The organism is Sinanaerobacter chloroacetimidivorans, assembly GCF_018128545.1.
Lineage (GTDB): Bacteria > Bacillota > Clostridia > Peptostreptococcales > Anaerovoracaceae > Sinanaerobacter > Sinanaerobacter chloroacetimidivorans.
Genome location: NZ_JAGSND010000005.1, coordinates 212,851 through 231,930, shown reverse-complemented (window position 1 = coordinate 231,930; position 19,080 = coordinate 212,851). Strand labels below are relative to the sequence as shown.

General features: G+C 42.8%; 15 protein-coding genes, 1 pseudogene and 1 other annotated feature (1 of these 17 only partly in view). Of the genes and pseudogenes, 4 read left to right on the top strand and 12 right to left on the bottom strand.

The window, feature by feature from the left end; translation table 11 throughout:
* Window positions 1-27 precede the first annotated feature (27 nt).
* Entirely contained in the window at window positions 28-987 is a 960-nt protein-coding gene (locus KCX82_RS09940; RefSeq protein WP_227018305.1) for a 3'-5' exoribonuclease YhaM family protein, read from the bottom strand.
* A 264-nt stretch (window positions 988-1,251) separates the two neighbouring features.
* Between KCX82_RS09940 and KCX82_RS09935 the strand changes: the two genes are divergently transcribed.
* The gene (locus tag KCX82_RS09935; protein WP_227018304.1) at window positions 1,252-3,234 is read left to right on the top strand and encodes an NAD(+) synthase; all 1,983 of its coding nucleotides are present in this window, start codon (window positions 1,252-1,254) and stop codon (window positions 3,232-3,234) included.
* A 53-nt stretch (window positions 3,235-3,287) separates the two neighbouring features.
* Here the strand turns inward: KCX82_RS09935 and KCX82_RS09930 are convergent.
* The 5 genes and pseudogenes from KCX82_RS09930 to KCX82_RS09910 form a co-directional block, all read right to left on the bottom strand.
* Window positions 3,288-3,887 (bottom strand): annotated as a pseudogene (locus KCX82_RS09930) (alpha/beta hydrolase); the annotation flags it as partial.
* 143 nt (window positions 3,888-4,030) lie between these two features.
* Window positions 4,031-4,510, bottom strand: a complete 480-nt coding sequence (locus KCX82_RS09925) for a helix-turn-helix transcriptional regulator (protein ID WP_319633347.1) — start codon at window positions 4,508-4,510, stop codon at window positions 4,031-4,033.
* Window positions 4,511-4,604: 94 nt separating this feature from the next.
* Window positions 4,605-4,763, bottom strand: a complete 159-nt coding sequence (locus tag KCX82_RS09920) for a rubredoxin (protein WP_227018303.1) — start codon at window positions 4,761-4,763, stop codon at window positions 4,605-4,607.
* A 124-nt stretch (window positions 4,764-4,887) separates the two neighbouring features.
* Complete coding sequence (locus tag KCX82_RS09915) at window positions 4,888-7,173, bottom strand: HAMP domain-containing sensor histidine kinase (protein ID WP_227018302.1); 2,286 nt, start codon at window positions 7,171-7,173, stop codon at window positions 4,888-4,890.
* The gene (locus KCX82_RS09910) at window positions 7,145-7,834 is read right to left on the bottom strand and encodes a response regulator transcription factor (protein ID WP_227018301.1); all 690 of its coding nucleotides are present in this window, start codon (window positions 7,832-7,834) and stop codon (window positions 7,145-7,147) included. The genes KCX82_RS09915 and KCX82_RS09910 overlap by 29 nt, the downstream gene beginning before the upstream one ends.
* 324 nt (window positions 7,835-8,158) lie before the next feature.
* Between KCX82_RS09910 and KCX82_RS09905 the strand changes: the two genes are divergently transcribed.
* A complete protein-coding gene (locus tag KCX82_RS09905; protein WP_227018300.1) occupies window positions 8,159-9,343 on the top strand; it encodes an SAM-dependent methyltransferase in 1,185 nt (394 codons plus the stop codon).
* 20 nt (window positions 9,344-9,363) lie between these two features.
* Window positions 9,364-9,609, top strand: a complete 246-nt coding sequence (locus KCX82_RS09900) for a hypothetical protein (RefSeq protein ID WP_227018299.1) — start codon at window positions 9,364-9,366, stop codon at window positions 9,607-9,609.
* 93 nt (window positions 9,610-9,702) lie between these two features.
* Here KCX82_RS09900 and KCX82_RS09895 read toward each other — a convergent pair whose 3' ends face one another.
* The 6 genes from KCX82_RS09895 to KCX82_RS09870 all read right to left on the bottom strand — a co-directional run bounded on the left by KCX82_RS09895 (window position 9,703) and on the right by KCX82_RS09870 (window position 17,116).
* Window positions 9,703-11,337: an amidohydrolase gene (locus KCX82_RS09895; RefSeq protein WP_227018298.1), complete on the bottom strand. Its 1,635-nt coding sequence runs from the start codon at window positions 11,335-11,337 to the stop codon at window positions 9,703-9,705.
* The gene (locus tag KCX82_RS09890) at window positions 11,328-12,638 is read right to left on the bottom strand and encodes a M20/M25/M40 family metallo-hydrolase (protein WP_227018297.1); all 1,311 of its coding nucleotides are present in this window, start codon (window positions 12,636-12,638) and stop codon (window positions 11,328-11,330) included. Before KCX82_RS09890 ends, KCX82_RS09895 begins: the two co-directional genes overlap by 10 nt.
* Before the next feature lie 79 nt (window positions 12,639-12,717).
* A complete protein-coding gene (locus tag KCX82_RS09885) occupies window positions 12,718-14,196 on the bottom strand; it encodes a sodium:solute symporter family protein (protein ID WP_227018296.1) in 1,479 nt (492 codons plus the stop codon).
* A complete protein-coding gene (locus KCX82_RS09880; RefSeq protein WP_227018295.1) occupies window positions 14,196-14,435 on the bottom strand; it encodes a hypothetical protein in 240 nt (79 codons plus the stop codon). The genes KCX82_RS09885 and KCX82_RS09880 overlap by 1 nt, the downstream gene beginning before the upstream one ends.
* A 244-nt stretch (window positions 14,436-14,679) precedes the next feature.
* Window positions 14,680-15,390, bottom strand: a complete 711-nt coding sequence (locus tag KCX82_RS09875; RefSeq protein WP_227018294.1) for a response regulator transcription factor — start codon at window positions 15,388-15,390, stop codon at window positions 14,680-14,682.
* A 79-nt stretch (window positions 15,391-15,469) separates the two neighbouring features.
* Window positions 15,470-17,116, bottom strand: coding sequence for a sensor histidine kinase (locus KCX82_RS09870; RefSeq protein ID WP_227018293.1), 1,647 nt, complete (start codon window positions 17,114-17,116; stop codon window positions 15,470-15,472).
* Window positions 17,117-17,307: 191 nt separating this feature from the next.
* Here KCX82_RS09870 and KCX82_RS09865 point away from each other — a divergent pair, with 191 nt between their 5' ends.
* Complete coding sequence (locus KCX82_RS09865) at window positions 17,308-18,822, top strand: sodium:solute symporter family protein (RefSeq protein WP_227018292.1); 1,515 nt, start codon at window positions 17,308-17,310, stop codon at window positions 18,820-18,822.
* 123 nt (window positions 18,823-18,945) lie between these two features.
* Window positions 18,946-19,080: a binding site (T-box leader), on the top strand (it continues 128 nt past the right edge of the window).

The following is a 19,080-nucleotide window of genomic DNA, read 5'->3' as shown; positions in this document are numbered from 1 at the left end:
TCTTTTCATTGCTCCCTTTGCAGCAATTTAATTCTTTGGCTTATAGAGCTTTCGGTTATCCAACGTCCAGACTCTGTCGGAAAATCCTCCCGGCTCTGTTGCATCCAGGGCTTCCTGCATGTCATACATTCTAGCATCTATCATATCCAAATAATGCAGAATTTCTGCTTCCGGGAATAACGGTTTTTTGGGGCTGCCAAAGTCGGGCTCATAATGATGGGACAGAATCATATGTTCCAGCATGATGGCCTTTTCTTTGTCGATCTTCAACTCCTCGGTCAATCTGTCGATAACCTTAATCCCTTGCACCAGATGACCCAGCATTTGGCCTTCAAAGGAATATCCCGAAGCCATGCCCAAAACATCCGCCTCAATTTCATTCAGCTTTTCTATGTCATGAATGATGACTCCGGTCATCACCAAGTCCCCGTTTAAATTGGTGTAAACCTGGCAAATACGTTCGGCTGTCATCAGCATCCGTTTTATATGATAGAGAAGCCCTGCCAGCTCCGCATGGTGATTTTTTGCAGCTGCAGGGTAATACATAAGCTTCTCTTTATTATCCTCCAGAATCCGAATGCAAAGCTTCCTGAGATCCTCATCCCCCATGCCTGCTGCCTTGTTATAAATAAAGGCATACATGTCTTCGGCTTTCTCAGGTGCGGATTTGATAAAATCCATCAGATCAATATCATCTGTGGCCACTGCTTTTCTCAGTTTCAGCACTCTTAACTGTCTCATGCCGTTCCATTCCGTCACATTGGCTTTGATTTTAATCACATCGCCATCCTGGATCTCGTTGAGCGACGGCAGTTCCGTATCCGCGACATCCCACTTTTTTGCCGCTATTTCTCCGGTACTGTCACCTAGCATCAAATCTAAGTATTGCTTCTTATTGGAACCAATCTTAATGGCGATTGACTTTACCAGAAAAAAATCCTGTATTTCATCATCGGTTCGAAATCGACCTATGTAGTATTCTTTCATTTTTCAGTATCCCCTTTCCATACTTGGATTACAACCATTATATACTATTTTGTCTTGATCTATCAATATCTAATACCTGCCGCCCAGCCTTTTGCACCTCGATGTTATTTTCCATCGTACCTTAATGCCATTTTCCATTTATTTACAATAATAGCACGCAATGTAATGTATTGTCAATCCGGACCCTGCTTTTCCAAGAGGAATTTCCTTTTATTTTCTATTTCTTTTGTATATAATATGGATAGTAAATGGAGGGTAATCAAGATGAGTAAAATTGGAATTGTTCGTATTGCTGCCGTTACACCGGAGCTGAAGGTGGCCAATACGGAATTTAATACAGAACAAATGATCAAATGCACCAAAGAAGCAGTAAAACACGGAGCCGGCGTCATCCTCTTTCCTGAACTTTGCATTACAGGCTATACCTGTGCAGATCTGTTTTATCAGGAATTTCTTTATGCAAAAAACCTGGAGGGTTTAAAAAAAATAGCAGAATACTCGAAAAAACATACCGCTGTGGTAGTCGCCGGATTTTACCTGCGCCTGGAAAATAATTTATATAATTGTGCGGCTCTCATCCAGGGCGGAAATATTATGGGCATTGTTCCAAAAATGTTTATTCCAAACGCCAAAGAATTTTATGAGGCCAGATGGTTTGCATCAGGCATTCGCATTATAGAAAGTATCAAATCCGTACGCCTTTTCGGTCAGGAGATCCCCTTCGGCCAGCTCATCTTCCATGATGAAGAAAATGAATTGAAGTTGGGAATCGAAATCTGTGAAGATCTCTGGGTTCCCATCACGCCTGGGACACACCTTGCTTTAAACGGTGCTCATATTCTCCTGAACGCTTCTGCAAGCAATGAAACCGTAGCCAAGTCGGAATACCGCAACAACCTTGTTTTACAGGAAAGTGCAAAAAATATCTGCGGTTATGTTTATGCCTCCTGCGGCGTTCATGAGTCTTCAACAGATCTGGTCTTTGGCGGACATAGGATCATCGCAGAAAACGGTACCATACTGGGGGAAAGCAGTCTCTTCGAAAGGAAAAGTTCTATTACCTACGGAGATATCGACTTTGAGAGAATCAAATTCGAACGTACCTTTGGACAGAATTTTGAAGAATGCGCTTCTGCCTTCAGCAGCAGAGTTGCCTGCATTCATGTGCCCCTGGCACCGATCAGAGTCTTCGATACGGAAAAGGATACCTTGATTCGTAAATATCCGCAGAATCCTTTCGTGCCCGACAATCCGGAAAAGGTTGATCTTCGCTGCAGGGAAATTTTCAGCATTCAATCCTCGGGGCTGGCCAAGAGAATGGAACATACCCGATCCAGCAAAGCCGTTGTGGGAATCTCAGGAGGGTTGGATTCTACCCTGGCACTGCTGGTTTGTGCGGAGACTTTCAAGCTGATCGGTAAGGATCCCCAGGATATCATAGCCGTTACAATGCCCGGATTCGGTACCACGGGTAAAACCTATAACAATGCCCTGACCATTATGAAGCTCCTCGGTGCTGAAGTAAGGGAAGTTCCGATAAAGGATGCTGTGATGCAGCATTTTAAAGATATCGGGCAGAATCCCGATGTTCACGATGTCACCTATGAAAATTCACAGGCAAGAGAGAGAACCCAGATCCTCATGGATATTGCCAACAAAGAAGGAGGCCTGGTCATCGGTACGGGTGACTTATCTGAGGTAGCATTAGGCTGGAGTACGTATAACGGAGATCATATGTCCATGTACGGAGTGAACGGCAGCGTTCCGAAGACCCTTGTAAAATTCGTAATCAAATGGGTCATGGAGAATCGGCTGTCCGGCAAGAAAGAGGACAAGAGCTTTAGTTCGGACAACGCCTTGCTGAAAAAGACGCTTCAAGATATTATGGATACTCCTATATCACCGGAACTGCTTCCTCCGGACAAGGAAGGCATGATCGCTCAGAAGACCGAAGATACCGTTGGACCTTATATCCTCCATGATTTCTTTCTATATTACACCATCCGATACGGAATGCCGCCTAAAAAGCTGCTTTACATCGCTAAAAACGTATTCGTACGGGACTATACGGAAGAATTTATCAAGAATTGGCTAACTGTGTTCTATCGCAGATTCTTCTCCCAGCAATTTAAACGCAGCTGTATTCCTGACGGTCCGAAGGTTGGATCCGTCAGTCTTTCCCCGCGGGGAGACTGGCGTATGCCAAGTGATGCGGACTCAAATTTATGGATCGAAGCATTAAAGTGAATAAACGCTTCTATTTCCTTACAGACTTCAATGCAGGAGCTGCTTTGAAAGATCAAATGGCCCCCTTTGGGCAATTTCAATAATGTTTTATCGGCGCAGACTTTATGATGGATAAAGTCTGCGCTTTTATGATAAACGGTATCGTCATCCAACGTCTGAATCACCATGGTTCTGCAGGTAATATTCTCGAACATGGCTTTGGTTTTAGTCAATAATTTCTGAAATTCCAGCATGGAGGAAAGAGGCTTGCCCTCTGCGGCCTCCCAATACTTTTTCCCGTAAACAGGAAAATCCGTAATCATATTTGCCATAATGCGATAAGGATTCCAATAATAGATGGGGGTATTGACGGTAATCAGCGCCGAATAGCCGTATTGCCAAAGATTCGCCGCCAGCAGTCCTCCCATGGAAAACCCTATTACAATGATCTTTTTTCTATTTTTTAATAAGGCTAAATAAGCTTGCTCCGCACAAAGTATCCAATCACGATAGGATACTCTTGAAAGCGCTTCTTTGGTTTTACCATGTCCCGGTAAAAGGGGGCTTTCCACCAGATATCCCTGACTGGAAAAATAGTCATATAAAGGTCTCACTTCCTCCGGCGTCCCCCCATACCCATGAATCAGCAAAATCCCAAATTCTTCTTTGTTCATCCCAAACCCCTCCATTGTAAAAAAAGTGAAAATGACGGAATCATCGCCGAAAGCAATATTTCCCGCATAATGACAAAAGTCCATTTTAGTGTAATTTTACACTAAAATGGACTTTGCGTCAACGAACTTATCACATTTATTTTTTACTCTTCTTTTTCTACGAACCCTCGGAGAGTATTTTTCATCTTTTCCAGTTCAAAGGAGGCGCAGATTCTTCTGTCTTCCCTGTCCAGAATTCGGTAATGCTGAGATATGATATTCTGCTGTATTTTATAATGACCGCTTTGCTCAAGGGTCTTCCACCAGACTTTACCTCCCAGAGTTTTAGGATAATCAGGCTCTTCCCCTTCAAAAGCCAGAGCTAAAATGATATCCGTGGTATCTCCCCCAAAGGCCGCATTCAGGATTTCACTTCTTGCAAAGATCGTACAGAGTGCTACGGCTCCGGTCCAACCGAGAGAGGAACGTCCCTTTTCGATCTGTACCAGAGTTTTCTTTGAAATACCTAGGATTTCTGCCATTTTCTCCTGATTAAAATCATATTCCGCACGGACCATCCGAAGGCGTTCATCCACTTTCCCAATAAATTCGTTTCTTTTCATACCAACATCCTTTGCAGTCATGATGATGCTTGCTTACGATTTATAAGCGATAACACGTGTATATGAAAACAATCACCCCATTGATAACAGGGTGATTTTTTTAATTTTTATTATGCTATTTTAATTCGAAGTCTTCTTTTCCTGCGCCGCACAGCGGACATTCGAAATCATCAGGCACATCAGCCCATTTGGTTCCCGGAGCGACTCCTTTTTCTTCACAGCCATTTTCCTCACTGTAAATGTACCCGCAAATTTTGCATTCATATTCTGCCATAAAATAATCTCCTTTCCTGTACTTTTGTGATTACGGCCTCAGGCCCCGCCGGTTTGGCAAGGCCTGCTGTGCCTTTTCTATATTATACCATGTTTCTGATGTTTTAAAAGGGCAGGCTGAAAAATTAATTCTCCGGATTATCGGAATACGTATCCAGCATAACAATGGCCTTAAACAGATCTCCATCAATTACAATGTCAAACCAACCGTTCTGAAGTCTCACCAAATCCTTTGCAATGGCAAGGCCAAGTCCGCTTCCTTCCGTGGTTCTGGATTCATCTCCCCGCTTGAAGCGCTCCATCAGCTCTGCCGAATCGATATTGAGCTCCGTCTTTGAAATATTTTTCATTTCCAGAATTACCATGGAAGCTTTCCCATTCGTTCCTGCCTGTTCTTTCAGGTTCAGGTAGACTCTGGAACCTTCCAGGGCATATTTCAGCACATTGCTCAGCAGGTTTTCCACCACTCTCCAGAGAAGAAGTCCGTCCGCATTTACATAGTATTTTTCCTTCTCCGCAGTGATTTTGAATTCAAGGCCGGAAGCTTCGATCCGTTCTCCCATTTCTCCAAGGCCCTGATTGATCAGAGACAGGAGTTCCACCTTTTCAAATCTGACGGGAATGGCGCCGCTGGAGGCTTTGGCCGCATCAAACAGATCTTCTGTAAGCTTCTTCAACCGGCTGCTCTTTTGATCCAAAATCTCAAGATATTTCGGTGCGTCCTCACAATCCAGCCCCTCTTTTTTCAGTAAATCGATATAGGTAATGATGGAGGTCAACGGTGTTTTCAGATCATGGGATACATTGGAAATCAGATCTGTTTTCAGCCTCTGATTTTTTAGTTCATTCTGGATCGCTTTATTGGAAGCCTCGGATATTTCATTGATTCCCTGAGCCAGAACATCCAGTTCCCCTTCTCCCTGCAGCGGTATTTTGTAGGTAAGATTTCCGCTTTTCACCTCATTGACACCCTTTTCGATTTCCTCAAATTTTTTCACCCATTTCGGGGCCAGAGCCAATATGACAATAGCTACCACTGGTGCCAGCACCATCGTTGCCGAAAGAAGACAGATAGCAAGGGTAATTAGTACCACCTTCCTCATCAGGCTCCCCCCGTAATACAAAGCCTTGACTCCGTACCACACTGCATAGACTGCGTTATAAATAACCGAATTCTTTAAAAACCTTCCTGATTTCAGATTTCTCACACAGGAAAGGATAAATGCCAGCCCAATGCCTGCTGATCCCAATCCCACAACGGCTGCCAGGAAAATGGTGACAAAGATGGAGCCTCCGAATCCGTAATAATATCCGCCGAAATAAACACCGTAACGCAGCGCCTCCAGGCATAGGTTTAAAAAGGTCAGGCCTCCGCCAATAAAGAGAACACCTATAATAAAAAGTTGAATTTCAGTAAGCAGCTTATCGATTTTATAAACAGTAATCTCCCCGTTTTTATTCTTCCTTCCCGTTGTCACGATAAGGTAAACCAGCGAGACAAGGGAAAGCAGAGCACAGATTACAACCACCGGAACCCACTGAAGGATATCGGCCCTGGCTTCCGCATAGGCAGCTTCTTTTTCGTCTAAGTAGTGTTCATCGAAGGAGAAATATACCTTTAATGCCTCATTATAATGTGCGTGCAGCGTCTCCTCCAGATTTCTGTCAAAGTACTTCATCCCAGTATTCGGTATTTCCTGTGACGAAGGAACTTTGTTCAGAGTGTCATTTTCGTAAATAAAATATGCCGGATCTTTTGTAAACTGCTTGCTGTCTATTGCCGATTCCGTTGTATTCAGATTGGTCACCACGTTCACCCCATCTGTAGCGTAGAAAGAAAATCCCTCTATTTCTTTCAATGCTTTCTGATACGATCTGAAGGCACGCAAGTCGTCCATGATCAGCGATTCACTAATCCTGGTAATCTCTTCCTGATGGTCATTCATAAAACTCTGCCGAACTGACGGGACCTCAAAATCAGCGCCATACTTCTCCGAGGGATTCTGCCCTACAATGGTAATTGTTCTGGTTTCCCCATAACCGTTATCCACATTTTCATACGCCTCATAGGAATATGTAGTCTCATAAAACAGGGTCCTGATTGCATCTTCCATTCTACCATCGCTAATGGTCTTTCCGCTTTTAATATATTCTTCACTCTTAAATCGATCAATTAAATAGAGAATGTTATCCAGCTTCATTTGATATTCCCGCTGAAAAGATGCACTTTCATAATAATGATTATAAAGGATAAGTTCATCCACACTGCCGGAAAACACCTCGTCCTCTGTCGCTGCCTTTATCGCTACTGCTCCGGCAGACAATGCGCCGATGAACATCACCACGCAAAGGATAAATGCTGCTGTTGTAAATATTTTTTGCTTAGGAAAGCTTCTCAATTTTATATCCAATTCCCCACACCACCTTTAAGTATCTCGGTTCCTTCGGATTGATCTCAATCTTTTCCCGAATTCTCCGAATGTGTACTGCTACGGTATTTTCCGGATTATAAGAGGGTTCGTTCCAAACAGCCTCATAGATTTGATCCATGGAAAACACCTTTCCTGCATTTTCTGTCAATAATTTTAAAATTCCGTACTCTATGGGGGTGACAAGTACCTGTTCTCCATCCAGCGTGACGGTTTTAGCCTCGTCGTCCACCATCAATCCCCCTGATTTAAAAACCCCGGTTTTTTTCTCCATGCTCCCAAGGTTTACGTACCTTCTCAATTGTGATTTTACTCTGGCAATAAGCTCCAGCGGATTAAACGGCTTGGTGATATAATCATCAGCGCCGATATTCAGGCCTGTGATCTTGTCATAATCCTCTGATTTCGCCGAAAGCATAATAATCGGAATATTTTTTTCTTCCCTGATTTTCATGGTAGTCCTCATGCCATCCAGCCTTGGCATCATGATATCCATCAGTACAAGATGAATTTCCTCTTTTCGTATCACATCAAGAGCTTCTATCCCGTCGTAAGCCTTGAAAATCCCATACCCTTCATTTCTCAGGTACACCTCGATGGCATTTGCGATTTCCTTGTCGTCATCGCAGATTAAAATGTTCATATCTTCCGCTCCTTTCCAATAAAATAGGCACCCCCTTTTTCCAGTCTTACTTAGAGGATACCTTATTATTCTTAACAAAAAGTCTTTGAATTTCTTACGAATTTATTAATAACGAGGCGAAAATTTGTCCCCGTTGAAATGTACACATTAAGAAAATTTTTCTGCAGTCGAAAAATTCTCCACGATTGCGTCATCATTATACTATGAAAATTGGAGATTTTCAAGGAAATAAATACCTTAAATCGACTTGCAATTTGATTTAAATAGGAATAGGATAAATTTAACAGTTTTTTTTAACAAAAGAAAAAGGAAGGATGTGATAAAATGATTTTTGGTATTGAAAAGGGAAAAGTGTTGAAATATCTTGAACAAATCAGCAATATACCCTTTACGGTGAAGCTTCCTGACGAAGAACCGATCAAGGTAGGGAACGGTGAATCCCAATTTACCGTCACGGTAAACCGCCCGCTTAAGAAGACGGATTTGCTGCACAGTACGTCTCTGGCTTTAGGTGAGGCTTACATGAATCGAGATATTGAAGTGGAAGGCGATTTGTTTGCCGCTCTCAATATTGCATTAAGTCAGATTGAGAAATTTGCAGTGGATTCCCATTCTCTAAAAAAGCTGCTTCACAGTTCTACCAGCGCGAAAAACCAAAAGAAAGAGGTTTCCTCCCATTACGATATCGGCAACGATTTCTATTCCCTTTGGCTGGGAAATACCATGAATTATTCCTGCGCCTACTTTAAAAATGAGAAGGATACTTTGGATGAGGCTCAGGAGAATAAAATCGATCATATTTTATCCAAGTTAAACATCAAGGATGGAATGAGCCTGCTGGATATCGGCTGCGGCTGGGGCTATCTTCTCCTGGAGGCAGCAAAACGCCATCATATCCACGGCGTAGGAATTACGCTGAGCGAAGAACAGGCAAAGGGATTTCAAAAGAAAATAGAAGAAGAAGGTTTGCAGGATCATCTGGAAGTGAAAATTATGGATTACAGAGAACTGAAAAAATCTGATCTGACCTTTGATCGTGTCGTAAGTGTCGGGATGTTGGAGCATGTAGGACGAGCCAACTATGAACTATTCTTTGAAAATGTGGATGCGGTGCTGAAGCCCCAGGGCCTTTTCCTGCTCCATTACATCAGTGCGTTGAAAGAACATCCGGGAGATCCCTGGATTAAAAAATATATTTTCCCCGGCGGCGTGATTCCTAGCTTGAGAGAAATCATACAGATCTGCGGTGATCACAGATTTTATACCCTGGATGTGGAAAGCTTAAGACAGCACTACGTAAAGACATTACTTTGCTGGAGGGAAAATTACCTGCAGGCAATGGATCAGGTTAAAATGATGTTTGACGATCAATTCATCAGAATGTGGGAGCTCTACCTGTGCTCCTGTGCGGCTTCCTTCAACAACGGAGTCATCGACCTTCATCAAATCCTATTGTCCAAGGGACCGAAAAACGACATGCCCCTTACCAGATGCCATCTGTACGAGTAATCAAATAGGAGGGAGAATCTATGAAAAAAAAATACAGGTTACTATGGTTCCTCATACTAATCGGATTTGCTGCCATTGAGTTTCCGGGAATTTTCTATATTAACCGTATAGAACCGCGAATCTTAGGTTTACCCTTCATTTATGGTTTTACCTTGATTGTCTGGCTGTATTTATGCATTCTCATGTATGTCGGCTATAAGTTAAAGTGGGGCTTTACAGAGAAGCAGCATAAAAATATCTTAAATAATAAAACGAATTCAAAGTAAAAAAATAGTTTTTAAAAATTTATATGAGCCATAGCTGAATAGCCATGGCTCATCAATTCCAGCCATCCCGAATTGATTTTCTTGCGGATACCGCTATTCGGATTCTTTTCGATAAACGATATCCCCGTCAATGATTGTCATGTCCACGGTTATCTCTTTGATTCTGTCAGATGATACCTTTAAAAGATCGTCGGACAGGAGCACCAGATCTGCAAGTTTACCCGCTTCAATAGAGCCTTTTCGATCCTCCTCAAAGCTTGCATAAGCGCCGTGATAAGTGAACATTCGTAAAGCCTCCTTCACCGAAATCCGTTCCTTCAGGTTGATCATCTGGCCGGTCTGGGTCTCTCGATTCACAGCAAGATGCATGTTTAGAATGGGGTTCGAAAAGGTGATGGGACTGTCGCTGCTTCCCGCCGCAAGGATTCCTCTGTCAAAATAGCTTTTATTTGGAAACATTCTATAAGCCCTTTCCTTTCCATAGTTCACCATATAGCCGTCACCGAATTCATATAGGAATATGGGGTTGGGAATTGGAATAATACCCGTTTTCTTGATTCTGTCTAAAAGCTCATCATTGATCATGGCACAATGTTCTATTCTGTGGCGATGGTTTTCTCTTGGAAATTGTTGCAAGGCCTTTTCGATTGCACTTACAATCATGGTGACAGCCTTATCTCCCACCGCATGAGAGGTAACCTGCCAACCGGCTTTATGAGCCCTTATAATAATATCATCTACCTGTTCCTGGGTCATGCTCAGGATTCCTGAGTCACCGGGATTGCTGCAGTACGGTTCTATTGTGGCGGCCGTCGGACCGCTGCTGCTGCCGTCGATCATCACCTTTACAGGCCCTAACCGGAAATGGTCATCTCCGAATCCTGTATGAAGTCCCATATGAATATACTCTTCAACAAAGCTGAGATTCTCCACAAAAGAAAAAATCATAGCATAGAGTCTGAGCCGAAGCTTCTTTTCCTTTACGGCATCCTGGATTGCACTCATTTGAACTGCTCCGTAGCCGCCGGAATCATGAACCGAGGTGATGCCCTCCCTGATCAGAATATCGTTGGCGGCACTCATGGCATGGATTAATTCTTCTCTGGAAAGCTGTGAGGTTTTCAGAATTTGCATGTGGGCATTTTCTCTCATTACTCCGTTAATCCTGCCATGCTCTCTATCCATCACTCCCCCTTCAGGATCTGATGCATCATCCGCTATACCGGCAGTCTTCAGACTTAGAGAGTTATGGGCGGAAATATGTGCACAGACTCTGGTCAGAATCACAGGATGCTCAGGAGCAGCCTCATCCAAATCATATCGATTGGGATGTCTTTTCTCTGTCAGCTTGGAATGATCATAGCCCCAGCCCCTGATCCACTGGCCCTTGGGGGTTACTTTCGCAGCCTCTTTGATTAGCCTTTTGATATCTTCAATAGAAGTAACACCTGGTGATCTGCAGTCAATAGCAAGCGAATTTGCACCAAGTACGGCAGTATGCAGGTGAGAATCGATAAATCCGGGAACCAGGCTCCTGCCTTTCAAGTCTATCAGTTTTGTGTTTTCTCCGAAAAATTTCAGCGCCTCATCATCAGAGCCTGCATAAATAATTTTATTGTCTTTTGTCGCCACGGCAGAAACAACAGAATCCTTGTGATCTACCGTTAATACGCTGCCATTGTACAATATTATATCTGCCTTCATGGAAACCTCACCCTTTACTCGCATTGAAACACCTCCTTCGGCAATTGTACCAGCCTAAGGAACATGGACACATTTCCAACCAAACTTTTTTCCAGATAATCGATTCTCACTTTTTCTATGGGCCGGTGAATATAAAACTCCTGCATCCCGGAATATCCGATTACAGGTTTCTTCATTCTGGCACCCACCGCGGGGATATCCGTGCTGAAGCTCCAATAACCGAATTGGGGTATCTGACCGGCATCTTCCAATCCCTTTGCACAGGCCTGGACAAAAGGGTGCTCCGCCTCAATTTTCCATACTTCTTTTTGGCTTTCTATGGCAGCAGCCGCTCCGGTATAAGCTCTTCTCTCTGCAGAATTTACCTTTACAGCCGCTTTGAATTCTTCGTCCTCTTCCGACAGCCGGTCAATAATGTGTTGTATTTCCGCAATGGCACCCTCTACAGTTTCTCCCGGCACCAATCTTCGATCGTAGGTAATATGGCACTTATCGGGAACGATGCACAGAGCTGCCGGTTCACATTCTATAATCGTTAAAGCAATACCTGACCTTCCGAGATCTTTGTCTTCGTGTCCGTTGGACCAGACTGCTTTCTCAATTTCCAAAATTAGTTTGGCAGCTTTCGTAACGGCATTTACCCCAAGCCAGGGAGAACTGCCATGACAGCTGGAACCAAAGACCGTAACTTTCAGTTCGACTCTGCCTCGATGTCCCAGCATAATTTTTAAGCTGCTCGGTTCACAATTCACCATTCCGTCTATATGGATACCTTTTTCAGCGAAGGTCTCGTCTAGAAGCTTGAGCATACCCAGCATCTCACCGTTTTCTTCCATGGAAACCATCGAAATAATAAAAGTTCCCCTGATTGGGCAGCCTTCCTTTCTCAATTGAACCAGAATACCGCCAGCATACACCTGAGCTGCCGCTCCGCCTTTCAGGTCCGCCGAGCCGCGGCCATGGATCACCGGCACGATTTCTTCCAGGGTAAGATTTTGATCAAACACGGGGCATTCATCAATTTCCGCACCATAGGGGTCATATCCTCCCCACTCCAGACGGTCTCCCGGATCTACGTGATCAAGATGGCCATTGTACATAATGGCAGGACCCGGTTCGGTTCCCCGAATCACCCCTGTGATATTGCCCCAGCGATCCCGAAACACTTCATCGTATCCGAGAAGCTTCATTTCCTCAAGAAAAAGCTCCGACACGGCCTCTTCTTCACCCGGCAGGGATGGTGTTCTGATTAGCCTCTGACAGAATTCAATCATCTGAGGGTTGAATAAAGCAGAGATTTCCTTTACTTTCTCTATTTCTATCATGGTCAGCCTCCAATTCATGTCCACTCCGAAACATGATCTGAAGGAGCTTATACCAAGCTCCTTCAGATTCCAGCTTTATTTAATATTTTTTATTATAGAAATCATCATATTGTTTATCCAGCTCATCTAACAACTCCTTTGGTCTGGCTTTTGTCACGCTGCTTACTGCAAAGAATACCACGATGTTGCAGAACAGGGAGAGCAGACCGCCGCCGCCGAAGGCAAAAGGTCCGGGGATTGTGCCGGGTACAAAGGTGAATACGATGAGAAGGATGGTACCTGCCAATATGCCCGAAATAGCACCTGCAACCGTTGACTTCTTCCAGAACAGGGCTCCCACGGTAGGTACGATGACCTGGGCAGTTCCTGCAAGTGCCACAAGTCCGATATTTACCAGCAATCCAGGGACATATAATGCCATGACATAGGCAACAGCCGAGAGGATCAGGATACACCATCTGCCAACCCATACAAGCTGTTTTTCACTTAAGTTCTTATTGATATAAGTCTTATGGAAGTCTACCGTATAGACTGCCGACATGGAATGGATCTGGGAATTGGCTGTGGACATGGCTGCTGCCGCTCCGCAGGCAATGATAAAGGATGCCATTACAAAAGGCGCATATTTGTAAAGGATAACAGGCAGTACTTTATCGGTCTGTTCAATGGCAGGTTCTAAAATGACAGCAGAATTTCCTACAAGCATGGAGCCTATATAAGCAATAGCTGCAAAGCCTAAAAGGAAGGGCATTAAATTGAACAGCTTTGCTGATTTTACCGCATACATACGGGTCCATAGCTGTGGGCCCATAAAGGATCCGACAGGTGTTATGATAAACATGGCAAGCCATGCCATCCAGGCATTTTCCTGCAAAGCCAGATTTTCAGGCTTCACTTCCCTGAGCTGTTCAAACATTTCCGTAGGATCACCAAGAAGATTCGCTATGTAGATTCCTCCGTAAATCATTCCAAAGAATAAGAGCACTCCGTAGAAAATGTCTGTCCAGGCAACCGCTCTTAAACCTCCGGACCATACGTAAATAATAATGACAAGATAGAATAATAGTGCTGCAAATTTAAAGTTAATAATTCCGCCGGAAGCGACTTCGATGAGATAAGCACCGCCGGTCAGCTGAATTTGCAGATAAGGTAAAGTAAAGATTAACATAATGATGGCAACGATATTTCCTAAAGCTTCCGAGCCGTACTGATGCTTAAAGAAGTCTTTCGGAGTGATGTAGTTATTGGTTTTACCCAGAAACCATACTCGCTTTCCTACTACGAAATAAAGGATTCCAAATAAAATATTCCATGCGATAGCAGTCCAGTAAAGAGGTCCTTTTAAATAAAAATAGGAGTTGGATCCCATGAATGCAAAGGCACTCCACCAGGTTGCAGCAACGGTAAAAAATACGGCTACCGAACCCATTCCTCTTCCTTGAACAAAGAAGTCCTCTGTCGTAGGTATGGATTTTCTTCCTGCATACGCTCCCATAGCAAGGGGGATCAGCATAAATAAAGCAATAATCAATAATGCCGCAATATTGGTTCCAGTCATTACTTGTCGCCTCCTTCTCCTTCGGGGTGGCCCCATCCTGTTTTATAGGCATAAAATAATACGATGCACATATAAGCCCACCAACACAAGATATAGCCATAGATGAACGGAAGACCCAAAAGGAATGGATCCGCCATTTTGTGGAAGAAGAGTACCCCCGGGAATTCCATTGCTAAAAAACCGATCAGCAGCAGGACCCAGATAAGTTTCGTCTTACCTGTCATTTTTCGTTTTGACATCTAAATTCCTCCTTCAAAAGTTTATTTTCAGTCAATTCTGAATTATCTATAATTTACATTAGTTTTATACTGAATACGATTTAGGTTCTCTAAAATAAACTTAAGATTTTATTTAGATTGCCTTAAGGCCTTTTTATTAGAAATTTCCGGATAAAAGAAAACGCTCAGAGGATCTCTATGATCGCCTGAGCGCTATGAGTGAACTCTTGGGCATCCAATTTGTCAGAAATCGGCTGCCATGTTGCTATGTCCGTTTTAAAGAATTATTAAATTTATAGCCAACCCCTCTAACATTAATAATATATTTTATGCCGCGCTTTTCCGGTTCTATCTTTTTTCGAATATTGCTAATATATACCATAATCGTTCGGCTGTCGCCCTCCAAGCTGTCTATCTTCCACACCATTTCAAATAGCTGGTCCATACTGAAAACTCTTTTGGGATTTTCAATCAAAATAGCCAAAATATCAAACTCCTTCGGCGTAAGATTGACTTCCGCATTATCCAGGAAAACCTGATGGGCATCCAGATCCACATAAAGCCCTTCGTAATTGTAATTTCGGGCTTTTTTCGGCGGTGAAGCCAAGATCCGATTTCGTCTTAAATGCGCTTTTACTCTTGCAATGAGTTCCCCTGATTGGAAAGGTTTTGTGATATAGTCATCCCCGCCGGCCGACAAGGCGATAATTTTATCGATTTCCTCCGATTTACAGCTTAAGAATAAAATAGGGCACTGAGTTTTTCTTCTCAATTCCAAACATAAATCAACTCCACTGATATCCGGAAGCATTACGTCAAGAATAATCAGTTCCGGTTCAATCTCATCGCAAATGCGCAGAGCGTTCTCCGCATCATAGGCCGTATAGGTTTGATACTGCTCTTTTTCCAAAAATGATTTTATTAAAGTACAGATTTGCTTTTCGTCATCTACGATCAATATTTTTTCACTGGACATATGGGATTCTCCTCTCCATGTCTATATCTCATTCCGATTAACATCCTGCTTATCTTCTCTTTTATTTTTTCTTCTCCAATCAGCCTTCCTGTGAATAAAGAGGGATAGTAAAAACAAAGATACTTCCTTTCCCTTTATTCGATTCCACTTCTATCGTTCCTTTATGTGCCTGTATAATTTGTGCCGAAAGGCTAAGTCCCAGCCCGCTGCCCTCTTTTGATTGGGAGGCCTTGGTCTTGCCGCGGTAAAAAGCTTTAAAAATATAAGGTAGATCTTCTTTGGGAATCCCTACTCCTGAATCTATGATTTTAAAGATGATTTGCTCTTTCTTTTCATCCAGGCTGCATTGACAGCTGATGCTGCCATTTGCAGGGGTATGGTTAATTGCATTATGCAGCAGATTCCCGAATACTTGCTGAATGCGCTTGATATCTACCAAAACCTCGTACTTCTCATCTTTCAGGCGATCTTCTATCATTGTGGTGTAATGGATGCCGGTATTCATCAGATCATGCTTATGCTTTTCTTCCAGAAACCGGTATAAACTATATACCTTTGTCTGAATAAATTCGAAAGAAAATTGGTTGGCTTCCATTTTACTCAATTGAAACAGGTCATCCACCAATTTCTGCAAAAATACGGCCTTTGTGGATATCAAATCAATGGCATTTTTTTTATCTGCTTCTTCTAGATATAAATTGTTCTGAAGGGCTTCGGCATAACCGACAATGTACGTAATCGGAGTTTTCAATTCATGAGATATATAAGAGAGCAGTATCTGCTTGGATTTTTTCGAATCCAGCATTTCTTTTTCAACCATTTTTCTGTCGGTGATATCACGCAAAATCCCTTCAACAGCCGTCAGCTTTCCTCCATAGAAAATCGGTGTGTTATGAAACTCAAGGTAAATAAATTCACCATCCTTTCTTTGCCACCGGATAAAGTTTTTATTTACCGAAACTGCCTCTGAAGAAAATGCTCTTTGAATGATATCCCTGTCGTCCTCATGGGTAAGCTCCAGATACAGCTTTGGGTTTCGGTAAAAATCACTTTGCTTGTAGCCGACGATATTCTCCACCGAAGGACTGATAAAAGAAAATCTCGGGAAAGGCCGCAGGGTATAGTAAAAAATAATATCCACCGCTTTTTCAGCCAAAGCGTATAAATAATCATCCCTGATTGCCAGATTGATATTCCAGATTTTCTGATGCAGGTACGTCATGGTGAAATTCAGAAGCAGGAGGAAGCAAACGTCCGCATAAAGCACCGAAAAAGAAAAGTTCTTCACAATTATATTGAGACTGCAATACAGCTGGAATATGCTGCCTGCCGAAATGATAAAAGCAGTCCAAATTTTTACCCCGAGAGAAAATCTCCATTTACTGAATATGGTAAACAGGATCCCGCCGTTTAGAACGATTTGATAAAGATAAAAGGGCAATGCAATGATCAGCTGTTCTGAATTGCTTACTCTCAACACGGCGCTGTAAATAATCAACAATAGAATATATCGTTCCCAAAATTTTTTGATCGGGATATTGTCAATGGCACAACAGGCAGAAAACACAAACCACAAAGCATAGACGCTGAGGATATTGAAAAGAATCGCCAGCATGGATTCTGCAACTTCTGATGGTATGAGTCGGGAAAAAATCAGAAACAGAATAAAAATATCTGCCATATAGAACAGGCAGCTTCCTATCCATAATTTTACAAATTTACTCATCTGCGCATTCTCCGTTCACTGTAACCTTTCATATGAATTCACTTGATTTACTTAAAGTATAAATAGAAATATCCGTGTGTCAAGTTCGATGCATATTTTATCCCTTCCAATGGAGAATCATTTACATCTTCTGTGTGCTTTATGTTATACTAATTATGGTTTTCAACATCATTGAGAAAGGAGATGAAAAGGTGAATTTTGAATCATTAGAAGAACTATTTTATTCCAATATTCCAATTCCTATCATTTTGATTTTCACTGTCATTCCATTGGTTATCGGTTCTCTTGCGTCACAAAACTCCATTTCCACCATCAATGATTTTTTTATCTATAACAGAAATATGGGAACGATGGTTTCGTTCTTTACCGTATATGCTACCTGGTGGAGTTCCTTTGCCTTTTTGGGCTCCATTTCCTATTTTTATTCGGTGGGTTCCGTCTATTGGACGGCCATTGGCTGGAATGTTTTATTCGGGCTCCTTTATCTGCTGTTCGGAGCAAAAATCGCCCAGTACGGAAAGGAAAAAGGATATCTCACTCCCATTTCTTTTTTTACTGATATTTATGATTCCAGGAAATTAAGTTTACTGGTAACCGCCATCATGATTATTTTTACCATCCCCTATCTGCAGATACAGCTTTACGGTGGTGCTATCATTATTGAAATCGCCACGAAAGGAGTCATTCCCTGGCAGATCTGTGCACTCATGTTCTATGTTGTTATGATTATCTATCTTTGGGCCGGAGGTTTACGGGCTGTTGCATGGACGGATATTTTTTACGGACTGCTTATTTTTTTGGGTTTGATTGCCGGAGGCTATTTTCTGGTATCGAAAGTCGGGGGCGTTGATATTTTATTTGAGGATTTGATCACCAAACGGCCTGATCTGATCCTTCTGCCTGTTGGTTCGGATACGGCCGGTGTTACCATGTGGATTTCCATGTTCCTCATCATTCCTATCGGTGTGGTGATGGGACCCCAAATCTGGCTCAGAATGTATGCTACCAAAGAAGCCAAAACATTTTATATCATGCCGTTGCTGCTAAGCCTGGGAACCATTGCCTATGTAGGCTCTATTCTTGCAGGAAGCGCGGCAGCACTTTTGAAACCGGAAGGCGTACAGGCTTCGGCTGATGCCATTCTTCCGATCCTGCTGGTGGAATTCGCTCCCGGGTGGTTCATGGCCCTGATTATGTGCTGCGGCGCCGCTGCATGCCTGTCTACCGCAAATTCAGGAATCCATGCGGTATCCGCTTTATTGACTTTGGATATTTACAAACGGTATTTCCGCCCGAAATCTTCGGAAAAACATATCGTTTTTATTGCAAAACTTTGCATAGTCGTATTTTCTGCCGCTGCGTATCTGGCCCTGGTTTTCGCCGAGTCTCCCATTTCTATCGTGGATATGGGATTTATCGCGCTCTGTGGAATGTCACAATTAATCGTACCTGTTGCAGGAGCACTTTTATGGGAAAAGTCCAATGCGCAGGGTGCCGCAGCAGGACTCATGGCGGGTGTCTTTTTTACCCTGTATTTTTCCTTTATGAAAACCATCGATCTCCCTTTGCATTCAGGTGTGATCGCACTGATGATAAACGGGATCACGTTTGTTATATGCGGCTTACTCCTGCCCCATAACCCCGTCACCGTAGCGAAGATTACCTTGTATCGCAAGGGGAATTTTCAGGATGTGACCTCTGATTAGAGAGATCGGTTCCAGGATTATATCTTATTCAATAAACTGAAATTACGAAAGCTGTAAAATGATCTTTTGGTAAAAAATTGTTGACAAATATACAAACAGAGCATATACTACAGAAAAACAATAGTAAAACCGTTGATTAAGAATAGTAAGCATGGATGTTACTTTTCACAGAGAGCCGCTGCTGGTGGGAATGCGGTAAATGACGCTGTGCCGAATGGACTTATGAGGGCAGGACGAACACAATTGTAATGGATCGAT